Raw genomic sequence first — 24480 nt, forward strand, 5'->3', positions numbered from 1 at the left:
CATGGCGCCCGACGACATCCTGCAATACTACAAACGCGAACTGTCGTACCTGCGTCTGCAAGGCGCGGACTTCGCACGCCGCTATCCGAAGATTGCATCGCGGCTCGCGTTGCACGGCACGGAATCGCTCGACCCGCACACGGAGCGGCTGATCGAAGCGACGGCGTTTCTCGCTGCTCGCGTGCACCGCGATCTCGATCAGGAATTCCCGCAGGTCGCGTCAGCGCTGCTCGACAACGTGTGTCCCTCGCTCGTACAACCCGTGCCATCGATGACCGTCGCGCAGTTCGATCTCGATCCGACTCAGGGCAAAGTGACGGCGGGTTTTCTGGTGCCGCGTCACACCGGACTGCAGGCGCGCACGGAAACAGGCGATACGTGCCGCTTCCGCAGTGCATGGGACGCGGTGCTGTGGCCGCTGAAGATCAGTCATGCCGCATTCGGTGACGATGCGACGCTGCGGCTCACGCTTGAGTGCGCGCCGGGCGTCGACTTTTCCGAGCTGGAACTGAAGCAACTACGCATTCACCTCCACGGCGACTGGATGGTCACGATGCCGCTCTATGAATTGCTGGTGTCGGGTGTTGCGGACGTGTCGGTGCGGCCCGAAGGCCGTCCGTCGGCGTCGCTGCTGCCAGCGCGTGCGTGGCGCGAAGTCGGGTATGCGCAAGCCGACGATGTGCTGCCGCGCCCACCCAATGCACAGCCGGCCTATTCGCTGATGCAGGAATACTTCGCCTTCCCGCGCAAGTTCCATTTCTTCGATCTTCATCACCTGGAAGGCCGGCTAGGATCGGGGCGCCGCTGCGAAGTCGTGTTTCATCTTGACCGTTCGCCGCGCGGCCTCGGCATGCTGCGCGCTGAACATTTTCAGCTTGGCTGCACGCCCATTGTCAATCTGTTCTCGCAGACGAGCGAGCCGATCGTCATCGACCATCGGCACTATGAATACCGGCTCGTCGCCGATCATCGCCGCGAGTCGATGACGGAAATCCATTCGGTTGCATCCGTCGTCGCGTCGGACCCGTCGACCGATCGCGTTGAGCACGTGCCGTGCTTTTCCGCGATCGATCATGTTCACACGGACGGCAACACCGTTTTCTGGTCGGCGCGACGCGAACACAGCCTGCGCGAAAACGTCCATGGAACGGACACGTTCCTGAGTTTCGTCAATGCCGCCAACACGCAAAGCGATCCCGGCACGCCCGTCATTTACGCGAACGTGCTGTGCACGAACCGCCGGCTTGCGGAACAGGTGCCCGTGGGCGCGCGCATGCTGCTCGAAAAGGTGTCGCAGAACACCCGTGTTCGCTGCCTTTACGAACCGACAGCGCAGCGCAGTCCTTCGCTCGGTAGCGAGACCTTGTGGCGGCTGATTTCGCTGCTCACGCTCAACTATCACTCGCTGGTGAGCGGCGCGACGGGACGCGCGCAATTGCAGGAGATGCTGCGGCTTTTCGCGTCCGAGAGCACGCGCGAGCAGGACCAGATTCGCGGCATCCGCAGTGTAGAAGCGCGCAGCGTCACCGCGCACGTCGGCAGCGACGCGTGGCGCGGCTATTGCCGCGGCACCGAAGTCGCGGTCGAGTTCGACCCGGAGACCTTCGTCGGCGGTTCGCCTTTGCTGCTGGGCGCCGTGCTCGCGCGTTTCTTTGCGATGTACACGTCGGTCAATTCATTTGTACGGCTGGTGGTGCGCCGTGGAGACGAGACATGGAAGCAATGGGAGCCGATGACGGGCTGCCAGCAGTTGCTCTGATCGCCCGTCTCAAGGCGAATCCGCAGAGCTTCGATCTGTTCCAGGCGATCAGCCTCCTGGAGCGGGCCGCGCCTTGGGCGCGTCCGCTCGGACGGGGCAATGGGCTCGGCGAAGCCGTGCGTTTTGCCGGTCACGTCTCGCTCGCATTCGAGGCGAGCGATATCCGCAGTGTGCGCGAACATGCCGTGCCGCCAGACGAGGCGCACGCCCGCCCCGCACACGAAGATGAACACGCGTCGCGTGAGCGGCGCGGGCCGTATGCGAGCTATACGGTCACGACGCCCGTGCTCACGCTGGCAGGCGCGAACGGCCCGCTACCGATGGCCTATACCGAGCTGGTGCTTGCGCGCCGGGCGCAACGGGACACGGCGACGGCAGACCTGCTCGACATCTTCAATCACCGATTCCTGTCGTTCCTCTATCGCAGCCGCAAGAAGCATGCGCCGGGCTTGAACTGGCGCTCGCCGCACGGCTCTGCGCTCGCTGCGGCGCTGGATGCACTGAGCAATCTCGGCTTGCGGGCAGGCGTGAATGCCGCCGTGCGCGGGCCGCAGGGCGCGCGTCTGTGGATGCGGCATGCGGGCCTGCTCGGCGCTGCGCCCCGATCGATGACCGGCCTGCTCGCGATGCTCTCCGATCGCCTCGGTCTCGAGGTGCAGGGTGCGCAGTTCGTCGGCGGCTGGCGCGAGATCGACGCAGCCGATTCGCTGCGCCTTGCCGGCGCCCGTTCGCGCGCGCCGCGTCTGGGCGGCGCGGCCGTGCTCGGACGACGCACCTGGGACGAGGCAAGCGGCATCTGCATCGAGTTTCCCGGACTGACGAAAGAACAGTTCGAAGCGCTGCTGCCGGGCGGCCGCGATCACGCAATGGCGGCCTGGTTGATCCGCTCTTATCTGCAGCAGGACTTCGACGTTCAGTTCGTGCTACATCTCGCGCCGCAACCGGTCGCCTGCGCAGCAGGCGGTGCGCGTGCGGCCCGGCTTGGCTGGACATCCTGGCTGGGCGGCGCGCGTCACGACACCCACACGCCGGAGCCGGTGCGCCTCGCCATGCGCGAAGCGACCGCTTCCACGCCGACGAATCTTTAAGGAAGCCGCGCATGGACATCGATATCCGCACCCTGTTGAGCCGGCTCAATCCGGAATGCAAGCTTGCGATGGAGCAGGCGGCGCAACTGTGTGTGCGTCAGACGCACTACAACGTCGACGTCGAGCATCTTCTGTTGACGCTGCTCGAATCCGATGCGCCTGACCTGCGCGCCATTCTTGCGCACTTCGACATCAAACCCGAAACGCTCACCGCACAACTCCAGAAGGCCGTCGATCTTTTCAAGCGGGGCAATGGCCGCACGCCCGCGCTGTCGCCGAATTTTTCTCCGCTCTTCCAGGAGGCGTGGCTGCTGAGTTCGATGCTCCTCGGCGAGCAACAGGTCCGCTCGGGCACGCTCATCCTGGCGCTACTCGAAGTGGGCAGTCTGCGCGGCATGCTGCTTGAATCCGCGCCCGCCTTGCTCAAGATTCCGCGCGCGAGCCTGCGCGAGCAGATCGGCATGATCGTCGCGGGCTCGGCGGAAGATGCGGGCGGTGCGCAGGCGCGTGCGTCGGCCGCGCCGGGAGCGGGGCAACCGGGCCCCGCGAGCTCCGCTGCTGCACCGCAGTTGGACGGCGGTATGCCGACCATGCCTTCTGGCGCTACCGCGAGCCAGGGTCGTCAAACCGCACTCGATCAATACACGGTCGATCTGACGGGGTTCGCCCGCGAGGGCAAAATTGACCCGATCCGTGGACGCGATGCGGAGATCCGGCAGCTGATCGATGTGCTGCTGCGTCGCCGTCAGAACAACCCGATCCTGACGGGCGAGGCGGGAGTCGGGAAGACAGCCGTCGTCGAAGGTTTCGCACAGCGCATCGTTCAGGGCGACGTGCCGCCCGCGCTGGCCAACGTTTCCGTTCGTTCGCTCGATCTTGCGCTGTTGCAAGCGGGAGCCGGGGTGAAGGGTGAGTTCGAGAACCGGCTCAAATCGGTGATCGCCGAGGTCAAAGCGTCGCCCGCGCCTGTGATTCTTTTCATTGACGAAGCGCACCAACTGATTGGCGCGGGCGGTAGCGAAGGCCAAGGCGACGCCGCGAACCTTCTCAAGCCGGCATTGGCGCGTGGCGAACTGCGTACCATTGCCGCCACGACGTGGGCCGAATACAAGAAATACGTTGAGCGCGATCCGGCGCTTGCGCGCCGCTTCCAGGTCGTCAAGGTCGAGGAGCCGAGTGAGGCTGTCGCGATCGAGATGCTGCGCGGCATGGTTCAGAAACTGGAAGAACATCACGGCGTCGAGATTCTCGACGAAGCGGTGCGAGATGCCGTGAAGCTCTCGCACCGATACATCTCCGGGCGCCAGTTGCCGGACAAGGCGATCAGCGTGCTTGATACGGCCTGCGCGCGTGTCGCGATTGGTCAGAACGGCTTGCCCGAGGACATCGAGGCACTGGGCCGTTCGATCGAGACGGCCGAAAACCAGCTTCGTATCGCGCGTCACGAAGCCGCAACGGGCGCTGAGCGCGCCGACGTGATGGCTGGGCTGGTGAAGCAACTGGAAGACGAGCGCGCGCAGCACGTGCGTCTCACCGAAAAGCTCACAACCGAAAAGCGGGCGGTGGAAGAGATCCTCGCATGGCGCAAGAAAATTCGAGGCTATCTGACGAATCAGAACGATGTGCTGGAAGCCGAAGATGGCGAGTCGCTGACGGCGAATCTCTCGCGACTGGAGAAAGGGCTCGAGGCCGTGCAAAACGACGAGCCGATGGTCCCCGTGTGTGTCGATTCGGAAACGGTCGCGAAGGTGATATCCGGCTGGACGGGCATTCCTGTTGGCCGGATGCTCGCAGATGAGCTCCACACCGTGCTGTATCTGCAGGACAAGCTTGCGGAACGCGTCGTCGGCCAGGACGAGGCGCTTGACGCCATTGCGCGCCGGGTGCGCACCTTCCGTGCGGATCTCGACGATCCAGGCAAGCCCGTTGGCGTCTTCCTGCTCGTCGGACCCAGCGGCGTCGGCAAGACGGAAACGGCGTTTGCGCTTGCCGACATGCTGTACGGCGGCGAACGCAACATGATCACCGTCAATATGTCCGAGTTCCAGGAGGCGCATAGCGTTTCGGGACTCAAGGGCGCGCCGCCGGGCTATGTCGGATACGGCCGCGGCGGCGTGCTGACCGAGGCGGTGCGACGCCGCCCCTACAGCGTGCTGCTGCTCGACGAAATGGAGAAGGCGCATCCCGACGTGCTCGAGCTATTCTTCCAGGTGTTCGACAAGGGCGTGATGGAGGACGGCGAGGGCGTTCCCATCGACTTCAAGAACACGCTGATCCTGCTTACGTCGAATGCCGCGCAGGATGTGATCACCGACGCATGCCGGGGCGGGCGCCGCCCGCCGCCCGAAGAGCTGATAGAGAAACTGCGCCCCGCGCTCCTCAAACAGTTCAGCCCCGCATTCCTCGGCCGGCTCGTACTCGTGCCGTACTACCACCTCGGCGACGCGCAGATCAACGCAATCGTCAACCTCAAGCTCGAACGGCTCGCGCAGCGATTTTCGCGTAACCATCACGCGCCCCTCACGTGGGACGAAGGTCTCGCCACGCTGATCGCGCAACGCTGCAAGGAAGTGGACAGCGGCGCGCGCAACGTCGACCACATTCTTACGCAGTCGGTGCTTCCGGAACTGGCGCGCCAGGTGCTCGAGAGAATCTCGATATCGGAGCCGTTCGGCGGCGTGCATCTTGCGCTGAGCGCAGCGGGCGACATCGCGTTCCGCTTCCTGCCCAAGGAGGCGTAAGCGCATGTCCACAACGCCCAGCCAGGCGAACTGCTTTGCCTCCGTCTCGACACCGTTCGGAACGGATGTGCTGCTGCTCGACGGATTCGGAGGCCGCGAAGCGATAGCGGAGTTGTTTCATTTCGATCTGCGCATGCGCTCGACGAACAAGGCACTCGACCCTCAGCAAATCGTCGGCAAGAGCGCAACGGTGACGCTGAAGGACCACACAGGCGTCGCCCGCTATTTCAATGGAATCGTCACACGCTTCGCGCACGCGGGCGCGGACGTGCAATACGGGTTCTATTCTGCTGAACTGGCTCCGCGTCTGTGGCTGCTCTCGCTGGGTCAGGACCGTGTCATCTGGCAGAACCTGAGCGCACTCGAGATCATCAAGAAGGTGCTGGGTACGTTCGGCGTGACTTTCGAGGACCGCACGAAGCACAGCAGCAACTACCTCGCGCGCGAATACTGCGTCCAGTACGACGAAAGTGCGTTCCGGTTCATCTCGCGCCTGATGGAAGAAGAGGGCATCTTCTACTTCTTCACATTCGCGGACGGCGCGCACACGATGGTGCTGGCGGACGATCCATCGGCGCACGAAGCCACGGTGGCAGGAACACTCTATTTCGCGCCCGATCCGAGCGTCGGCCAGCAGATCCAGCGCCTCAGCGCGTTTGAAATGTCGCGCGGCGTGGTGGCGGGCGAGCACATTGTCAGCGACTACGACTACACGCAGGCGGCCACGTTGCTTTCGTCGTCGAAGGGTGCTTCGAGCATTCCGACGGGGACGCGTTTCACCTTCCCCGGCAAATATGTCGCGGCTTCGCACGGCGACCAGATCGCCGGCACACGTCTCCAGGCACATCATGTCGCGCAGCAGACGGGACGGGGCGAGGGCGCATATTACGGCCTCGCGGCAGGCACGACGTTCACGTTGAGCGGTCATCCTGACAGCGCACTCAATGTGAGCTACGTCGTGCGCGCCGTGCAGCACGCGGCATCGAACATGACGTATGGCAACGAATTCGACGTCATCCCCGTCACCGTGCCGTTTCGCGCTCCCCTTGTTACGCCACGGCCCATCGTATCGGGTACGCATACGGCAAAAGTGGTGGGGCCGTCGGACGAAGAGATCTGGACCGACTCGCAAGGGCGCATCAAGCTCAAGTTCTACTGGGACCGCACGCCTGATGCCGACCAGAACAGCTCCTGCTGGGTGCGCGTGGCACAGGCATCGGCGGGGCCGGGGTGGGGGCATCTGTTTCTGCCGCGCATCGGCGAGGAAGTGGTGGTCAGCTATGTCGACGGCGATCCCGACCGCCCGCTTGTGACGGGTTGTGTCTACAACGGCACGAACGCTGTGCCGGTGACTTTGCCGTCGATGCAAACGCAAAGCGTGATCCGCTCCCGTTCGTCGAAAGGCGGCACGGCAGGCAACGAAATCCGCATGGAGGACAAGCTCAATTCCGAGGAGCTGTATGTCCATGCGCAGAAGGACATGAGCGTCGAGATCGAAAACGCGCTCTCCACCACCGTCAAGGCGGGCGCGGAAACGCACGTGGTGCTGAAAGGCGATCGCAGCGTCGAGGTGAGCGAGGGCAAGGAGACGCACACCGTCAAAGGCACACGTACGCTCGACGTGACAGGCGATGAAACGCATACCAACCATGCGGCGTTTGCGCACAACGTCAGCGGCAATCACACCCACAAGATCGACGGCAATTACACATTGAAGGTAGGCGGCAATCTGGTGATCGAAGTCAGTGGCTCGATCAGCATCAAGGCGGGCACGTCGTTGTCCAGCGAAGCGGGCACGTCGCACGCGAGCAAGGCGGGGACGACGCTCAGCAGCGAAGGCATGACAGTTTCGCATAAGGCCTCGGCCACGCAGACTGTCGATGGCGGCGGTCAGCTCGCCCTCAAGGGCGGCATCGTCCAGCTCAACTGAGAACGCCCATGTCGACGCCAATGCTTGCTGCCAGTTTGCCGCCCGGCACGGGAGAGGTCGAAACAACCGTCGTCGAAACGTGCGACGCGGCGGGTTGTCCCGTCAGCCGCGCGTCGCTCGTCAACGGCGTGCCGCACGGCGAGACGGTTTGCTACGCGCCCGACGGCACAGCGATGTTACGCGCGAACTACGTGCACGGCGTGCTCGAAGGCACCCTGCGCAGCTTCGATGCAGAAGGCAGACTGGTGCAGGAAGCGCAATACCGCAAGGGCAAGCTCGACGGTTCGATGTGTTTGTATCAAGACGGACGCCTCGCGAGCCGTAATCACTATGTGAGTGGGTTGCTGCACGGCGAGAGTGCGAGCTACGCCCCGTCAGGGCATGTGACATCACGCATGACGTACGAAGCAGGGAAGCTGGAGCGGGAAGCCGTTTTCATGCACGAAGGCGTCGTAGTGCGGCGGGCCTGCTACATCAAGGGCAAGCTCGAAGGCGAAACACGCGAGTACGCCGCCAATGGTGCGCTGGTCCAAAGTTCGCCGTATCAGGCCGATCTGCTGCATGGCACCGTGCGCCGTTTTGCGCCGGACGGCACGGTGATGCAGGAACGGCTGTACAGGCAGGGCAAGCCGCAGGGCGACTGGCGCGCACCCGACGCCGGCGCGGCGAAGGCTGACGTTGCTCGCGCGCCGCGCCTCGTCAAGCATCTGGAAAAGTGGGTAAGAGGATAAGAGGCAGGGGCAAGAGGCAGACATGGGAATTCAGGTAACTTCGGGCGCCACGTTGCAATGCAGCTTTGGCGTTGCGCCATCGGCATTGCAGGTGCTGCCTGCCAACCGGGTGATGTGCGGTGCGCCGGCGGCAAACATCATGGACTGTGCGCCGATGGTCAACATCATGCCATTCGGGCAATGCAGTTCGATGGCCAACCCGATGGTAGCGGCGGCGACGGCAGCCGCCCTGGGCGCGCTCACGCCGATGCCGTGCATCCCCGTGACGCCAGCGCCGTGGGCGCCCGGCTCGCCGACCGTGCTGATCGGCGCGATGCCGGCGCTGCAAAATTCTTCGAAGCTGACGTGCGCGTGGGGTGGCGTGATCCAGGTTGTCGCGCCCGCGCAGTTCACGACGATGACAGCCTGAGTACGAGGAAATCATGCAATACGTCTTTTCGATGACTTCGCGAATGGTGACGATCGCCGCAACATGCGCAGTGCTGCTATGCATTCTGCTATTCCTGCTCGGCGTGGAGATTGGCACGCGCATGAGCCATTCCAGCGCCGACACGCGTGCGACGTCGAGTGCGGGCGTCGCGGCCTCAGCCGCCACGGTGCCAGTCGCGAGTGGCAACGCATCGCCTGCTGCCGATGCGCAATCCTCATCGCCGGCGCCCGCCGATATCGCCGCGCTTCCCGCTTCTTCGACTCTTTGAAACCGGTAATTTCATGTCGTCTTTCTTTGCCCCTGTTCTGAACCAGACCCGCATGCGTGCGAGGTGCCTGAAGCCCAGCCTGCGGCGCGGGATGGGTAGCTGCCTGTTGAGCGCTGCGTTCCTGATTGCGGGCGCGGGTGCTCAGCCTGCAATCGCCGCCACACCGCAACCCGCTAACGTGCCTGCCGCTGCGGCGCCTGTCAGCGCCCCCGTCACGACACCGACGGGACTCGTGCAGATGCCGGACGGGCGGCTGCTCGCGCCCGAGTTCGCGCGCATCATCGGTCGCGGCGAACTGGTGGTCGCGGTGCTTTCGGTAGATCAGCCGCCGTTTTTTGAAGAACACGATGGCAAGCTCACTGGCCTCGACATCGATCTGGCGCGCGAGATGGCGGCCAAGCTGCACGTCAAGGTGCGGTTCAACCGCGATGCGCACACATTCGACGACACCGTGAGTCTGCTCGCGAGGGGGCAGGCTGACATTGCCGTCAGCAAGCTCTCGCGCACGCTCTCTCGCGCGACGGTGATTGCCTTCAGCACGCCCTACCTGCGCCTGAAGCGCGCGCTGTTGCTCAACCGTGTGAAGTTCGCCCAGCTTGCACATGGCCGGTCGGTGCCCGAAGTGGTGCGCTCGTACGACAGCACGATCGGCGTGGTGGCGAACTCGTCCTATGCAGGCTACGTGATCAACAACTTCCCGCACGCCCAGGTGCGCAGCTATGCGACCTGGGAGGACGTCCTCAAGGCGTTGAATGCCGGAGATGTCACCGCCGCGTATCGTGACGAGTTCGAAGTGAAGCGCGTGCTGAAGGTCGATCCCACGGCCTCGCTGCGGTTGCGTGTCGTGACGCTCCAGGACCTCGAAGACACGCTCGCCATCGGCGTGAACGTCAACGAGCCAGCCCTGCTTTCGTTCGTCAACCAGTTCCTCGCTGATCGCAGCACGAAGCTGGACGTGAGCACTGTGTTGCAGGCTGCCGATCACTAATTCACCTAGCGCGCGAAAAGAGACCAGAACAATGAATTCCAGCAGGATCTACGCTTTAGTCCTCAACCCGTGGGTGGTCATCGGCAGCCTCGCGCTCGGCGGCGCATTCGGCCTGTTCGCACCCGAGGCGTCGCAAAAACTCGGCTTTCTCGGCGATATTTACGTCGACCTGCTGAAGATGACGACGTTGCCGTTCATGATTTCCGCGGTCATCTTCAGTCTGCAGCGGCTCTTTCGCGACGGCGGGACCTCGCGCCTGCTGATGCGCGTAGTCACGGTCTTCCTTGGCGCATCGGCGACGGTTGCCGTTGTCGGCGCAATCGTGCTGCTGATCATGCATCCCGGCGCGAACATCTCGACGGCCACGATGCAGACGTTCGGGCTGATGGTCGGCAGCGACAGTGCATCGAGCGATACGGTGATGAATCTGTATGGCGCGGATCTGCCGCAAAAGACGCTCAATTTTTCCGATGTGCTGACGAGTCTCGTGCCGACGAACATCTTCGCGGCGCTCGCCAACGGTGACGCATTGAAGGCGCTGGTCTTCGCGCTCCTGTTCGGCCTTGCCGTGGGGCGGGTGCCCGAACGCATTTCCGTGGGCCTCAGCCAGTCGCTGGAAACCATTTATCACGCGTGTCAGAAGCTGATGCACTGGCTGAGCTATGCGCTGCCCGTCATTCTGTTCTGCATGAGCGCGGCGCAGTTGGGCAAGTCCGGCGTGGGCCCGCTGCATGCGATGCTGCAGTTCGTGCTGGCGTTTTTCATTACCTCCGCAGTGCTGCTTGTGCTCGCTGCCGTGATCATCTGGAAGCGCTCGACGCATAGTCTCGGCAAGACACTCGATGCGTTGCGCGCGCCTTTCGCACTGGCGCTCGCCACCCGGAACAGTGCAGCGTGCATGCCGAGCATGATTGAAAGTCTGGTCGACAACCTGGGCTTCGCGCGATCGCGCGTCGAACTGCTCGTGCCTCTGACGATCTCGTTGTTGCGTGTCGGCCCAATGGTCTACTACGTGTGCGCAACGCTCTTTATCGCGCAACTGTACGGGCATTCGCTCGGCGTGGTGGAGGTCGTCACGGTGCTGGTCGCCTCGGTGCTGGCGGGATTCGCTTCAGCCGGAATGACGGGGCTCGTGACCGTTTCGCTGGTCGGCATGACGTGCTCGTACCTGCGTCTGCCGTTCGAGGCGGCGTTCATCCTGTTTCTTGCCGTCGATCCGATATGCGACATGTTGCGCACGCTCATTCTCGTCATCGGCAATGCGGCCGCCGTTTCCGTCATCTGTCCTCGTCCGTTAAAGATTTAGGGGCCGCCATGGCTATGATCGGCATTCTTGGCGGCATGGGGCCGCTCGCGACCGTGGACTTCATGGATAAGGTCGTGCGGCTTACCGAGGCGAGCCGCGACCAGGAGCATTTGCCGCTCCTCGTGGCGAATCTGCCGCATATCGAGGACCGTTCGAGCGCGATTCTCGAGAACGGCGTCGATCCGCTGCCGGCGTTGCTAGCGGGCATCGACATGCTGAATCGGAACAGCGTCGGGTTGATCGCCATTCCGTGCAATTCGGCGCACCACTGGTATGCACAGATCTGTGCGCACAGTGCGGCGCCCGTGTTGAATATCGCGGAGATCTGCGTAGCAGCCGTGCCACCCACGGCAAAACGCGTAGCTGTGCTTGCGACTGGCGGCGCGCTGGTTTCCGGCTTCTATCAACGTGCGCTCGCTGAACGCGATATCGAACCTGTCACACCGGACGAGACGGTTCAGCCGCTGGTCGCCGTCTGCATCGATGCCGTGAAGTCGGGAGACCTCGATGCCGCTGCAATGCATCTTGAGACCGCTCTTGCGATGCTGGTGAAGCAAGGCGTGACAATGGCGCTGCTGGCCTGTACGGAAATCCCGCTGGCGGCACAGCGCATAGCAGCCCCGGCGCTGCCGCTCATCGACAGTTCGCTGGAACTGGCGCGTGCAACCGTGAAATACGCGTGCGAGCGCGGCTGGAACCGCCCGCAATGAGAACGCTGCGAACGCTCTCGCAAAGCACGCTTGGCCTTATTGCCTGCCTGGCACTCGGTGGCCTGTGCGGCATGTTCGCCGGGCCCGTTGGCGAGTTCGCCTACTTCATTGGTCAGCTGTATCTGTCCGTCGTCAACATGGCGGCAATTCCGCTGCTGGTCGTCGCGACTTTTTTCGGGCTTCGGCAGGTCATTGCGTTGCCAATGCCTCGCACGCGGGTGGGCACCATCGTCGCGCTCGCGTTCGCATCGGTCGTGATTAGTGCAATCGTCGGCACCTTGACGGGCTTGCTTGTCATGCCTGGCGAGCACCTTCCAGCGTCTGCGCACGCGCAACTTGGCGAACTGGTGCTCAAGAGCGGGAGTGACGCTGACGAGGTGCGCGTCACCATGTTCGACCGTGCTGTGGGCACTAGTGACACGGCGAACCGCGTACTCAGCATCGTTGATATTTTCCCGGACAACTTTTATCGCGCCCTCGCGGAAGGCCGCTCGCTCGGCATTCTGACGGGCACGCTGCTGTTCGGCATGGCGTTTGCCGCGCTCTCGCGTGAGCAAACGAAGATGTTGAGCAATGTATTCGAAGGCGTTTACCGCTCACTCGAAACCATCATCGCGCATGCGAATTTGCTGATCCCTGTGCTCGTGCTCGGAGTGGCCGCGAATCTGACCTCGCACACGCAAAGCGCGACCCTGGATGCGATGAGCAGCTTGCTGCTGTGCTTCGCCGCTTCCACGTCGTTGCTTGCCGCCGTCGCGATCGGCACGATCGCGACGCGTGCCGGGCAGCCGTTCTTTCGCGTGCTGGGCTCCCTCAAGGCGCCGCTGTTGATCGGCCTGACGTCCGGCAGCGCGACTGCGCCCATCCCCCACACCATCGAAGCGATGAGCGAGCGCCTGGGCTTCAGCCGCGGTGTCGTCGAATTGGTGGTGCCCTTCGGCTCGGTCTTCGTACGGGCGGGCTCGGCACTCTATTACACGCTGGCGACCGTATTCGTCGCCAACCTTTACGAGCGACCCCTGGGCGTTGGCGAGATGACGGCGATCTGTGCGGCATCCGTGATCGCCGCCTTTATATCGGCGGGGCAGAACGGCGTCGCGACTGTCGGCTACACCGGGTTGGTGCTGTCGCTGCTTAATTTGCCCGTCGAAGCCGCAGGCGTTCTGCTGGTCACGGTGGATCTGATTTGCGAAGGGCCGCGCAATGTGCTGAGCCTGCTCTCGGTGTGCACGGTCATCGCGCTGGTTTCTGCGGGCTTGCCCTCGGAGCGGGTTGCAACCGTCGAACCTCGCGGCTTAGCGGAACTGAACTCGGTGCTGCGCTTTACGTTCACGCGCGGACAACTTTTGCTGGCGGTGAGCTGCGTCGTGGTGGCAGCTTCGCTGATCGTATTGATGGGGATTGGAGTGGGAGCGAGATGATCATCGGTTCGATTCGCGATCGGATGCGGTTATGCGGGCTGCCAGCGAGGAGAGCGGCCGCTCTTTTCACCGCGGTTTGCACGGTGGGCGCGCTCGGTGGATGCAGCGTTCTCGGGATGAGTGGAGAGAAAGCGAAGTGGTCGCAAGTGACGTTGAGCGCCAGCGACGAAGTCAACAACAACAGTGCCGTGGCGGTGGACGTCGTCCTCGTGAGCGACGACGCAATGCTCGCCCGTGTTGCTGAAATGCCGGCCTCGAAATGGTTCACGGGGCGCAGTGATCTGGTCAGGACGTATCCGAAGAATCTGCGCTATCGCAGCTGGGAGATTGTGCCTGGCCAGCATGTGGAGGTCAGTGGTGACGAGTTTGCGGGTCCGCGTGTGGCAGGCGCGTTCGTTTTTGCGAATTACGAGGGTCCTGGCGCGCATCGCGTCAGGATCGAACATTTCAGCGGCCATATCGTGGTGCAGCTGGACAGCAACAACTTTTCCGTTCTGGATTCGAAATGATGCATGACGCCAACATGGCGGTGACCGACCGTATCGAATGGTTTGAAGGCATGCTGCTCTCGCCGCAGCATTTCCAGCAAATGGCGTCGCGTGTCGATTCGCTCGTGGCCTGGCAGACGCTTGCCGCCGCGCCGTTCAGCTGGGGCGTCCGGCGTCTGGTGTTGGACCACGGTCTGCTCCCCGCGGGTCTGCTGCGCGTGCTCGAACTCGACGCGATCATGCCCGACGGCACGGCTGTGACGTATAGCGCCGAAGCGCAAGGCGCAGTGCGCCTTGAACTGTCGCTCGAACCCTTTGCGGCATCGCTCACGAGCGGGCCGATCGATTTCTATCTTGTCCTGCCCGTCGCGGGCACGATGCGCCGCAGCGCCCAGGTCAAACGCTTCCGTTCGAGTGCGGGTATGCCCGTCGAGGATCAGGTCTCTGACGCACCGCCCGCCGATATCCCTCGCCTCATGCCGAATCTCGCGCTTGCCGCGGGCGAATTGCCGTCGGCCATGCATGTCTACCTGCGCCTCGGCTCGCTATACAGGGACAATGAGGTCGTACGGCTCGGCGAGCATTTGCCACCGTTGCTGGAAGTGGCGCGCGACAATCCGCTGTGGACAAGCGTCGCGTCCCTGCTTGGGCAACTGCGCGGCAAGGCGGCGTTCGTCGCGCGGCAGACTGCGAATCCTTCGTCGAAGGTCGACGATCGCCTGACGCAACTCGAACTCAAGGACCGGCTGCGCAGCCTGCTGAGCGCGCTGCCGCTCGCAGAAGCCGTGCTGCGCACACCGCATCTTCATCCGCTGTCGCTCTATCTGTCGCTGGCGTCGCTTAACGGATCGCTCGCGATGCTCAAGCCGGGTGGCCTGCCGCCCGTGCCGCCCGACTACGATCACGCGGACCCGCTTTCTGTGTTCACGCCGCTGTTGCGTTCGCTGCGCGAATCGATGTCGGAAGTCAACGAAGCGTATCGCGAGCACAAGTTCGAATTCCGCCACGGGGCCTTCGAAATCGCGCTGCATCCGGACTGGATCGGCGAGCGTCTGGTGGTCGGCCTGCGCGGTCAGTCGGATCGCGACCTGCTGGCGTGGATGGATGGCGCCGTCATCGGTTCTCAATCGGTCTATGCGTCGTTGCGCAGCCGCCGCGTGCTGGGCGCCGCGCGCCGCGGGATCGACTATGCCGAGGATCTCGGCCTGCGTTCGGGCTCGGGGTATCTGCTCTTCGAAGTCGAGGCCGAGCACGCGCTGGTGCTGGCGAGCGAACTGCTGGTGATCGGCAACCCCAACGAGGGCGCGAGCGCGCAGCGGCCACAGGAAATGCTGCTGTTCGTGAAGGGATGACGCGTGCAGTGACAGCCACCAAGAACGCAAAGACAAAAGCAACGACCAAGGCAACCTGAGCATGGCACGCAACCGACCCGAACCCGAAGAAGACGATCTTGTGACCGAGCAGTTCCGTACGTTTCTCGACGAGCTCGTCAGGGCGCAGACGCGATTTTCCGGGTTGCCCGATGCAGACCCGGACCTCGCCGCGCAGAGCATGAGTCGCCACCTGCTTGATCTGCTCGAAATCCAGACGCTGCAATCGCGCCGTGACAGCACGCGCTTCGAAATGGAGACGATTGCCGACGCCCGCTATCTGAAAGCCGTGCTCGCAGACGAAATCCTGCTCAATTCGCCGTGGGCGGGACGCGAGCACTGGACGGGCTATCTGCTCGAATCGACGCTGTTTCGCACCAACGTCGCCGGAGATCAGATCTTTCGCCGTATCGAGCAATTGCTGTCGGACCGCGAACCTTCATATCGCAATATCGCGCGGCTCTACCTGTTCGCGCTGGCGATGGGCTTCCAGGGCCGCTTTCGCGACACCGATGCCACGGCGCGTCTGCGCAGCTATCGAGAGGAACTCTACGAGTTCGTCTATCAGCGCCGCCCCGATCTTGGGGGGCGCGAGCGCGTGCTGTCCGAGCCCGCCTATGGCAACACGCTGTCGCACGTTGCTCCGCGCAAGCTGCCGACAGTCAGCCGCTGGGCCGTGATTCTGATGCTCGCCGCAGTATCACTGCTGGCGATTTCCGAAATGCTGTGGCTGTGGCAATCGTGGCCCGTACGCGACGCGCTGCATGCCGACCCGGTGACGGGGAGAAGTTCATGAGTGTCCGCCCCTTCGTGCCGGCTGTTGCGCCGGACTCTTTGCGCGATGCGCAGCCGTCCATACGGCTATCGTTTGCGGGAGTGCGCCCATGCTGACGAGCAATCTGTTTCTGCTTTCCATTGCGCTGCTGACGCTGGTGGTCTGCGCCGTGCTGGGTGCCGTGCTGTATTTCGCGATCCACGGTTCGCACGCGAAGCCGCAAACCGAGCGCAAGATCGTGCGTTTGCGCTCGGACTCGTTGCGTAGCGCTTTTCGCCAGGCCGTCGAGCTGATCGAAGGCAATATCGCGTCGCGCGCCGAGCGCTACAACATTCCGTGGATCATGATCCTCAATGAAGGGGACGACCCGCGTCCGCTGCCGATTGCTCAGGCGGGCGTCGCCAGCGTGCTGGGTGCCGAGGCGGCGAGCTCGGCCGCCACGCAAGGCATCTCATGGCACTTCTTCGATCGGGGGATTGTGGTCGATATCAAGGCGGCCTATCTCGGTTCGCCCGATGACGATGGCGACGGCAAGCCGTGGGACGAGTTTCTCGGTTTATGTCGCAACTACCGCCAGCAGCGCCCGTTCGATTCCGTCGTGATCACGGTGCCGGCTGCCACGCTGCTCGCCGATAACACCGACGCGCGCCTTGAACTCGTGCGTCACGCGAAGCTCGCGCACCGCCGGTTGTGGCTTGCGCAGAACCGTTTCGCAATGCGCTTTGCTGTGTACGTGGTCATCACCGGCTGCGAAGCGTTGCCCGGCTTCCCGACCTTCGCGCGCGCGCTCCCTGAGCCGATGCGCGCCAGCATGCTGGGCTGGTCGTCGCCGTACGATCTTTCGACGACCTATCAGCCCGACTGGGTCGACACGGCGATGAACAGCGTGATGCGCTCCGTGTCCGACGTAAGCGCCGAACTCTTCGCACTCGATTCGGCGCATCTCGACGCGCGGCAGTTCCTGCAATTGCCCTCCCGCATCGACGCGATGCGCGCGCAACTGCAGCTCTATGTGGATGAGCTGCTGCGCGCGAGCGCATACCACGAACCGTTCTTTTTTCGCGGCATCTACCTGACGGGGGACGCAAGCGAATTCGCGCAATGGAGCGCCGCGCAGGGCGGCGAAGCGGCGCAACCCGGCGCGTTGCCATCACCCGCCGATGCCCGGCGCGACAGCGTGATGCCTTATGCGGGCGCCAGCGGAACCGAAGAACATACCGATCTCGCCCTCGGCGATGGCGGGAGGGAGCCGGGCGGCGCGATCAACGACCTGATGTTGCAGCCGGCATTCCTGCGCGATCTCTTCGAGAAGAAAATCTTCCTTGAATACGGCCTGACGCGTCCATCGCGTTCGCAGCATCTGACGCGTCCCGTGATGAGCCGCGCGCTGCGCTGGGGCAGCATCGCGCTGCTGGGCGGCTGGGGCATGGGTCTCGTCGTCGCAACCGTGCAACTGAGCCATCGCAATGGCGAGCTTGTCACCGCGCTCGGCTCGCTGCGCCGCGATACCGGCGAGCGCGCTGCGGCCTTGCAGCAAGGGCAGGATTTGCCCGCTGACTGGTATCGCCGCAAGGCGCTCGCGCTCATCGTACTGAACCAGCATCTGAGAACTGACAGCACGTGGACGGTTTTCATGCCGGGCTCGTGGAGCATTGTCGATGACCTCAATGCACGCGTGAAAGAGCGTTTCGAGCGCGAGTTCGGCGAAATCGCTGTTGCGGCGCTCGAACGCGAAATGTACGCACGGGTTAGTCAGCTGACGGGAGTGGGGCGCGATCCGAGCACCGGCCAGCTGATTGCGGGCGATGACTGTGCGGCGCCGGGCGGCATGCGCGCCGATGCTGGCGCTGCGCCGAGTCTCGCCGTCGACGATCTTCCCGAGATGCGTTCGCTGCAGCTCTACGTGAACAACGTCGATCGATTCGATGCCGCGTTGCAGGCGCTGCAGAGGCTCCAGCACCCGGCGGCAGACAACGCCGATGCATTGCGCCTCGTGGTGCGTTACGCGCTCGGCGCGGAATTGCAGGGAAGCGTGTCTGGAAGCCTGCCTTACTTCTATCGCGAGCAAAGCGGTGTGGCGGCGCGCACGTCGGGCATCGATCTTGTACCTGTGCAGCAGGCGTTGCGCTGTACGCTGAACAAGGGCGCTCAGCAACTCGACAACGGACTCTTCACGAACAACCCGCTGCTGGTTGCCGAGCGCACGGTGACCGATAACCTCAACACGCTTTCGGTGTCGGACTCGGGTACTGGCGACTTTTCGAAGCTCACCGCGGGCTATCGCGCGATCGTGGCGGGTATCGATGCACAGCGCGATTTGCTCGCATCGGGCAAGGGCAGCTGGCTCCATCAGCCGCAATTCATGCCGGGGCCCGCGTATGACCACACGCTTTCGCGCGTGGCTCAAAACCGCCTGCTTGGCGCAGATCTCGCGGCACAGATCCGGCAGCGGGACGACACGGAATTTCAGGCGTTTCGCAGCGAACTGGCGCTGCGTTTCGGTGGGGCCACCAGCGGCATCGTCTGGGCCGACAAGGACGCGCGCTATAGCGTTTCGCCCGAGCGCACTGCGTTGCGCGATGGACTGTCGAATCTGCTGAACCAACCGTTCATGGTGGCGCCGCGCAATCGTGAACTGCCGACGCTCGCCGATGGTTCGACGATCGCCTGGGATCGTGCGCAACTCGACCAGGCGCTCGCGCTCGGCGACGTGCGCAAGCACTTCCTGACGGATGGCATGACTAACATGCCTGCCGCGATACGTCCCATGATCGAAGATGCGCTCGATCTCCAGTTTGCGCGCCTGATCCTCGATCAGACAGCGGCGGCGGCAACCGTGACGGCGGCGCAAGGCGATCCGGACAGCGCGGCGTTCGACGCGGCACGCGTGCGGCTCACGCGAATCGAGGCGCTTCTGATGGAGCTGGGCGCGACCGCGCAACTCGAAGAACTCGGAATGCTCGTGTCGGCGGATGCAATCGCGCATTTGCAGCGGGTGGACAACGCGCTCACGCAGTCCGAACTCTATGCGACGCGCCAGGACGGCGGCAACGAGGGCCAGCATGGCGGACGCTCGCCCGTGCTCGCGGCATTTGGAGTTGCGGATGGGGCCGGGCTCGCGGCGTATCTGGATCAGCAGGCAGCGCGCGCGGTGTCGCTCGGAAAACAGGCTTCCGTGTATCTGTCGGCACTTGACGCTGCCAGCGCAACAGCGCCCCTTGTGCAGCGCTGGCAGGCGATCAACCGCGATCTCGAACGCTATCAGCTCAAGAATCCGAATAGCAGTCTGCTGCGCCTCGAGCAGTTCGCGCTATCAGTAGCGGCCGATCCGGGACCGGCGGGCTGCATGTCGAAGTTCACGGCTCGACCGGCTACCAATGGCGACGGCGACTACTTCGCGATGCTGCACGCCCGGCTCTATGACCGGCTGCTCGCGCGTTGCAGTCAGTCTTACGTATCCGATTTGCGGCAGCGATGGGCGAGTTTCGCCAGCGAGTTCAACGAAACCGTGGCAGGGCGTCAGCCGTTCGACAACAGCAACATGGTGCGTGTCGGCACGCGCGCCGACGTGGGCTCGGCTGACTTCGGCGAACTCGGTCAGGTGCTCAAGCGCTACGCGCCTGTATCGGAGGCATTCCACGCAGCGCGCGGCAGCGCCATCGCGCAGGCGGGCGCGGCCGGTGTTGCGGGCGGCAAGCTGCGCCAGTTCATCGATAACTTCGATCAGGTCAGAACGCTGCTCGCGCCGTTGTACCCGTCTGATGACGGCGCGCCGAACGGCTACGAGCTGAGTGTCGAGTTTCGCGCTAACCGCGTGGGCGAGATAGCGGCCAATCAGGTGATCGACTGGACGCTGACGATCGGCTCGCAGAGCCTGTCGATGAACGAAGCGCCGCGCACGCTGCACTGGGATTACGGCACGCCCGTCTCGCTCGCATTGCGATTCGCGAAAGACTCGCCACTCACAGCAATGTCCGACCCGCAGCAGCGCGCACTCTCGACGGACGGCCGCACGCTCACATGGCAGTTCACAGACCCGTGGGCGTTGATCTCGTTCATCAATCGCCAGCGTGTGACTGACGCGAGCCCGCGTGCAGACAATGCGGCGCAGTTGCTGAAGTTCGACTTCCCGCTTTCTACCGTCGATCCCGCGAATCTCAGCCTGTTGCCCAAGCAGGCGCACGGACGCGTGTTCGTGCGCCTGGCACTCATGCCGGCGGGCAAGAAAACACCGCTGCCGTGGCCCGGCAGCTTCCCGGTGCGCGCACCGGACTGGACCGCGCTATGAAACAGTCGTATCCGATGGACATCGCACAAGGCCTCGACATCGACCTGGAGGCGCTGCTTGCGCCCGTGCCAATGGGCGAGGGCGCCGGCGTCTCGCTACGCTACGAGCCGCTGTACCAGCACATCCGCGACGCTCGCACGCATGACGACTCGAGCGTCCCGATGGGCGAATGGGAACGTCCGTTGATCAAGGCGGACTGGAAGCGCGTGGCAGCCTCATGCACGGAGGCGCTCAGCACGCGCAGCAAGGATTTCCAGCTTGCCGCATGGTTGTGCGAAGCATGGACGCATATGCACCGCATCGAAGGTTTTATCGCGGGGACGAGGCTGCTGACGATGCTCGCGGAAAGCTATTGGGAACACGCCTGGCCGGCGCTGGAAGAAGGCGACACGGATGCGCGTGTCGCGCCGTTCGTATGGCTGAACGACACGATCGCCCTTGTGCTGACGTTGCACGTGCCGCTCCTCGTGATCGAAGGGCGCGAGCCGGCAAACGTGAATCTGGACGAGTGGCAGCGCGTCCTCGTGGAAGGAGGCGATGACGATGCGGCTGACCTCACGCGAGACCTGCTCGACAAACACGTCACGCAAGGAGGCAACCTGGCTAGCCTGGCGGCGCTGCATCAGCAGCTCGAGGTCGCCCAGCAGATGTGGCTGTCGTTCGGCCGCCTGCTCGACGTTCTGCTGCAGGGCGATTCGCCTCATCTGGGCAGGGTGAGCGATGTGCTGATGCGCCTCTCGCGGGCGGTCACAAGCCTGCTCGGCAATCACGCATTGGCCGCTGCCACGGGTCAAGTTCCACATGACGATCCTGCGGCGGGCTTGATGGCCGTGGGGGGTGCACCGTCGGTCAACGAAAATTACGCATTGCTGGAGACGCAAATGAGTGACGCATTGCGAGAGCCGCCTGTCGTGGGCACGTCAATCAGAGCTCTTCCCGCCCGAGTGGAGAGCAGGGCACAAGCTTATCAACTGATCGAAGTCATCGCGCAGTACCTGGCCGAACAAGAACCGCATAGTCCGACGCCGTATCTGCTACGTCGTGCCGCTTCGTGGGGGCAAATGCCGCTGCCCGAGCTGATGCGGGAGGTGTTGCGCACGGAAGGCGACATGTCGCGCTATCTCGCGATGCTCGAGATCAAGTAACGAGTCGACAGGCGGCGGCTTGCTGCCTGTTCAACAACGCAAACGTTCAACTCCGGCGAATGCTTTGCGGTGCTGCGGTTCATATAAGCATGATGACCGGGACCCGCCACAGATTTCATCGATTCATAAAAACATTGGCAAACAATTGGAGCGCCGTATGCTTACCCGTGCACAGTTCGTTACCCATCTGACTGCTGCAAATCGATCCATCTATCTCGGCGGGCCGACCTTTGCCCGCACCCAAAGCGCGATGATCCCGGTGGTCAATGCCGTCGACCAGTTCAACGTCGCCGCAACGGGAGCCAACCTGCTGGTGTTGATACAGGCGATTGGAAACCTCCCCGCAGCAAAGAAGGTGAAATACGCGAATGCGCTGTCGCAGTTGTATAACACCTTCCCCAACCCCATTTACGTCACCGTCAACCCGTTTACCCTGCATACCGGGATGGCACCGGGCATCGGTGTCGTGAGGTCCGGCAACGTGCCGTCACATCAGGTCGACGCCGTATTAGCGCTACAAACTCTGGACAACTTCGCTGCCGGACATACCCTGCTTGATGACCTGTGCACTGAGGTGGCGGCGGGTCACCGGGTTGCAATCGCGGACGCGGTAGGTACGGCCAGCGGTGGTAACGAATGTGCGATTGTCAACGGGATGCCGGACGACTATCAGACCGACCTTGCTGCCGCCCTGAACGGGTCCTATAACGCAGTAGGCAACTGTATCAGCGGCGCGATGACCGCCATGGGTCATGCACCCGCGCTCGCCGCGTCCTTCAACTGGCTGGAAACGCAGATAGACAATACGCCCGTCTATCAATTGCAAGGGGCGCCGAGTGTTATTCCTTCGTCGGTGACGTGTGGCGCCAACTGGATTTCTGCCGCGACCTTGCAGAGCTGGGTGAGCGGGCATACGGCTTTCCCAGCCGGGGTCGCGCTCGCGGACGTCGACTCAGCCAAGCTTGTCATTGGAACGGTGCTGGCAGCAGGCGCAACGAGGGGGATTGGCGGTCATACGAGAGTGCGTTGGAACGCCTCGAATCTGACTTCAGCCGGTACCGCCCGACCACCGTATATTGGGCTCGGTCACGAACTGATCCATGCGCTACACAATATGCGCGGCAATCAGCCCGGTGTGGAAAATGGCACGACTACGGCATTATATGAGTACTTGTGCGTTGGATTGGGGCCGTATGCCGCCTTTCCAAATACGGAGAATGCTCTTCGGGCGGGTGCAGGAGTCGCACTGCGGCCATATTATGCGCCGTAGGAAACGATCAGATTTGTGAGTGCCGCGAGCCACAACGGTTGTCGGAACTCTAATAAGCGGGTGCTGGAAGAGCGTTACCTTCGGCAATTGACCGGCTGACTCGTCAATCGATGATGAGTCAACTCGCGCAGCGGGCGTTCCGTCGCAGCGAGATGTTCGCCATGCTACAGTGCGCCGCTTTTCCTGAGTGACTTACAAGACGCAAGGCGAAGCGCTTGCCGGTTCTCGGTCGATTATTGACTCCACATCAAGTGTGTTTTGATTTTCGGAGGCTATGCAACGGGTTTCCCGTGCGACAGGATGCTAAGCTCATTCGCCTTTGGATCCTTTCCGACATGGAACACATCAGCAGCCTCGTGACCGCGCAAGATGCAAATTGCAGTTCGCTGAGCGACGCCCGAGATAGCCGCTCGTCCAGGGCGCTTGATGCTGTCGAAGCGGCCAGAGAGCTGATGCTTGCGACATTGTTGATTGGCACGTCGATAGAAACGGTTGCAGCCTCCGTCCAGATGTCGAAGGGGCATTTCCTGCGTGTGTTCAAGCGCACCACGGGTACGACACCCCATAGCTGGCGCCTCGGGGAAAAGGTGCGTAGTTCACAACGCGATCTGCAAAGAGGCAATTTAAGCCTGACAGCAATCGCGCACAGGTATGGATTCGCCGACTATGCTCATTACAGTCGGGTTTTCAAGCAGGTCATCGGCACATCCCCAAGTCTCTGGCGAGCGAAGGCGACCAACGACGCCAGAGGATGAAGGTGCGGGCGCCTCAGACAACGCGGAAGACGGTGAACTGAAGCGGCTGAACCAGGCAGCAAGGTTTATCGGAGACGAGCCGGCATCCGATCTCCGCGCTACGAACCGTTATGAAGGCATCGAGGCACGTGTATCACGCGCGCCTCGTCGAAATGGCAGCGGGCATGAAGCAGCAACTCGAAGCGGACGCCGGCAAGGCGGCCGGGCTACGTCTGCCGGATGATCGGTTCATGGTGATCCAGCGGGCGATGGGCACGCCGCAGAGCCGCGTCCAGCCGGCTGCAGCGGCACGCCATGCGTTCTTCTCGCCGCGCAATGGATCGATCGTCATGGATGCTCTCTTGGCGACTGCTTCAGGCGGATTCAGGAATCTCGCGGAGCGAGCCGCGCGTCAACTCGTTTGGCCAGATCGATGCTCAGCAACGCGTCGCTCACGACGACCTTCGCGAATTTGTGGGTCAGGGCGCGCTCATACTGCCATGTCTCTGACGGAGATCGCAGCGAGGCAGCCTCGATGCCGCGCTTTGTCGGCGCCTGATGCGTCGTCGGGGCGGGCCTGGTCAATGCGCTGTTCTCCGGAACACCGCGCTTGCGGTGCTTTATGGTGACGCCGCCAGGTAGATGGCTCGAGCCCTATGTCGCGAGCTGGACTGGAACAGCAGCCTGTTGCAACGCTTTAGCAGGCTGCACATGGCATGGCGGCCGAGGCATCGGCTCGTCGTCCACGAACGCAGTGCCGCACCGCGCGGCAAAGGCGAGCGCTGACAGCCTGTTCGCAAAATACCCCAGATCACCTAGCGAAGTGGCCTCGCCATCTTCCTCGAGAATGGATACGCGCGCGACAAAAGTATGTCCGCTTCGTGCTACCGATGGTTGGATCGCTACACCCTGATGATAGAAATGCATAACGTCTCCCGTCTGATAGAGGTGAGCTTTAATGCATGAACCGCTCGGTTGAATGGAGGGGCGCCAAAACCATCGCCATATTCACGACATTTCATTCAGGTGCCACGCAGA

Annotated in this window: 20 protein-coding genes; 18 read left to right on the top strand and 2 right to left on the bottom strand. The window is 63.0% G+C overall.

Features of this window, described 5'->3' with window-relative positions:
* The first annotated feature begins 1 nt into the window (after position 1).
* The 18 genes from tssF to BPHY_RS29990 all read left to right on the top strand — a co-directional run bounded on the left by tssF (position 2) and on the right by BPHY_RS29990 (position 23463).
* The gene (gene tssF / locus BPHY_RS29905; RefSeq protein ID WP_041765651.1) at positions 2–1759 is read left to right on the top strand and encodes a type VI secretion system baseplate subunit TssF; all 1758 of its coding nucleotides are present in this window, start codon (positions 2–4) and stop codon (positions 1757–1759) included.
* The gene (tssG, locus tag BPHY_RS29910) at positions 1714–2847 is read left to right on the top strand and encodes a type VI secretion system baseplate subunit TssG (RefSeq protein WP_012405206.1); all 1134 of its coding nucleotides are present in this window, start codon (positions 1714–1716) and stop codon (positions 2845–2847) included. The genes tssF and tssG overlap by 46 nt, the downstream gene beginning before the upstream one ends.
* Before the next feature lie 11 nt (positions 2848–2858).
* Entirely contained in the window at positions 2859–5588 is a 2730-nt protein-coding gene (gene tssH / locus BPHY_RS29915) for a type VI secretion system ATPase TssH (protein WP_012405207.1), read from the top strand.
* A gap of 4 nt (positions 5589–5592) precedes the next feature.
* A complete protein-coding gene (gene tssI, locus BPHY_RS29920) occupies positions 5593–7518 on the top strand; it encodes a type VI secretion system tip protein TssI/VgrG (RefSeq protein WP_012405208.1) in 1926 nt (641 codons plus the stop codon).
* Between the two features lie 8 nt (positions 7519–7526).
* Positions 7527–8249, top strand: a complete 723-nt coding sequence (locus tag BPHY_RS29925) for a toxin-antitoxin system YwqK family antitoxin (RefSeq protein WP_012405209.1) — start codon at positions 7527–7529, stop codon at positions 8247–8249.
* Positions 8250–8271: 22 nt separating this feature from the next.
* Positions 8272–8658 (top strand): DUF4280 domain-containing protein, encoded by a 387-nt coding sequence (locus BPHY_RS29930; protein WP_012405210.1) that lies wholly within the window; start codon positions 8272–8274, stop codon positions 8656–8658.
* 13 nt (positions 8659–8671) lie between these two features.
* Positions 8672–8947: a hypothetical protein gene (locus BPHY_RS29935; RefSeq protein ID WP_041765654.1), complete on the top strand. Its 276-nt coding sequence runs from the start codon at positions 8672–8674 to the stop codon at positions 8945–8947.
* 13 nt (positions 8948–8960) lie between these two features.
* On the top strand, positions 8961–9935 hold the full coding sequence (locus BPHY_RS29940; RefSeq protein WP_012405212.1) for a substrate-binding periplasmic protein: 975 nt from the start codon (positions 8961–8963) through the stop codon (positions 9933–9935).
* Between the two features lie 31 nt (positions 9936–9966).
* On the top strand, positions 9967–11241 hold the full coding sequence (locus tag BPHY_RS29945) for a dicarboxylate/amino acid:cation symporter (protein ID WP_012405213.1): 1275 nt from the start codon (positions 9967–9969) through the stop codon (positions 11239–11241).
* Positions 11242–11249: 8 nt separating this feature from the next.
* A complete protein-coding gene (gene cuyB, locus BPHY_RS29950) occupies positions 11250–11951 on the top strand; it encodes a cysteate racemase (RefSeq protein WP_012405214.1) in 702 nt (233 codons plus the stop codon).
* Positions 11948–13372, top strand: coding sequence for a dicarboxylate/amino acid:cation symporter (locus BPHY_RS29955; RefSeq protein WP_012405215.1), 1425 nt, complete (start codon positions 11948–11950; stop codon positions 13370–13372). Before cuyB ends, BPHY_RS29955 begins: the two co-directional genes overlap by 4 nt.
* Positions 13369–13881, top strand: a complete 513-nt coding sequence (locus tag BPHY_RS29960; protein WP_012405216.1) for a hypothetical protein — start codon at positions 13369–13371, stop codon at positions 13879–13881. The genes BPHY_RS29955 and BPHY_RS29960 overlap by 4 nt, the downstream gene beginning before the upstream one ends.
* A complete protein-coding gene (gene tssK / locus BPHY_RS29965) occupies positions 13878–15212 on the top strand; it encodes a type VI secretion system baseplate subunit TssK (protein WP_012405217.1) in 1335 nt (444 codons plus the stop codon). The genes BPHY_RS29960 and tssK overlap by 4 nt, the downstream gene beginning before the upstream one ends.
* Positions 15213–15273: 61 nt before the next feature.
* Entirely contained in the window at positions 15274–16026 is a 753-nt protein-coding gene (locus BPHY_RS29970; RefSeq protein ID WP_012405218.1) for a DotU family type IV/VI secretion system protein, read from the top strand.
* 88 nt (positions 16027–16114) lie between these two features.
* Positions 16115–20293: a type VI secretion system protein gene (locus BPHY_RS29975; RefSeq protein ID WP_012405219.1), complete on the top strand. Its 4179-nt coding sequence runs from the start codon at positions 16115–16117 to the stop codon at positions 20291–20293.
* The gene (gene tssA, locus BPHY_RS29980) at positions 20290–21438 is read left to right on the top strand and encodes a type VI secretion system protein TssA (protein ID WP_012405220.1); all 1149 of its coding nucleotides are present in this window, start codon (positions 20290–20292) and stop codon (positions 21436–21438) included. The genes BPHY_RS29975 and tssA overlap by 4 nt, the downstream gene beginning before the upstream one ends.
* Positions 21439–21595: 157 nt before the next feature.
* Entirely contained in the window at positions 21596–22708 is a 1113-nt protein-coding gene (locus BPHY_RS29985) for a M91 family zinc metallopeptidase (protein ID WP_012405221.1), read from the top strand.
* A gap of 335 nt (positions 22709–23043) precedes the next feature.
* Entirely contained in the window at positions 23044–23463 is a 420-nt protein-coding gene (locus BPHY_RS29990; protein WP_157686866.1) for a helix-turn-helix domain-containing protein, read from the top strand.
* Positions 23464–23596: 133 nt separating this feature from the next.
* Here BPHY_RS29990 and BPHY_RS44285 read toward each other — a convergent pair whose 3' ends face one another.
* A complete protein-coding gene (locus BPHY_RS44285; RefSeq protein WP_041765655.1) occupies positions 23597–23794 on the bottom strand; it encodes a hypothetical protein in 198 nt (65 codons plus the stop codon).
* A gap of 302 nt (positions 23795–24096) precedes the next feature.
* A complete protein-coding gene (locus BPHY_RS43400; RefSeq protein WP_012405223.1) occupies positions 24097–24369 on the bottom strand; it encodes a hypothetical protein in 273 nt (90 codons plus the stop codon).
* Positions 24370–24480 lie beyond the last annotated feature (111 nt).

Origin of the sequence: Paraburkholderia phymatum STM815 (genome assembly GCF_000020045.1) — a bacterium.
Lineage (GTDB): Bacteria > Pseudomonadota > Gammaproteobacteria > Burkholderiales > Burkholderiaceae > Paraburkholderia > Paraburkholderia phymatum.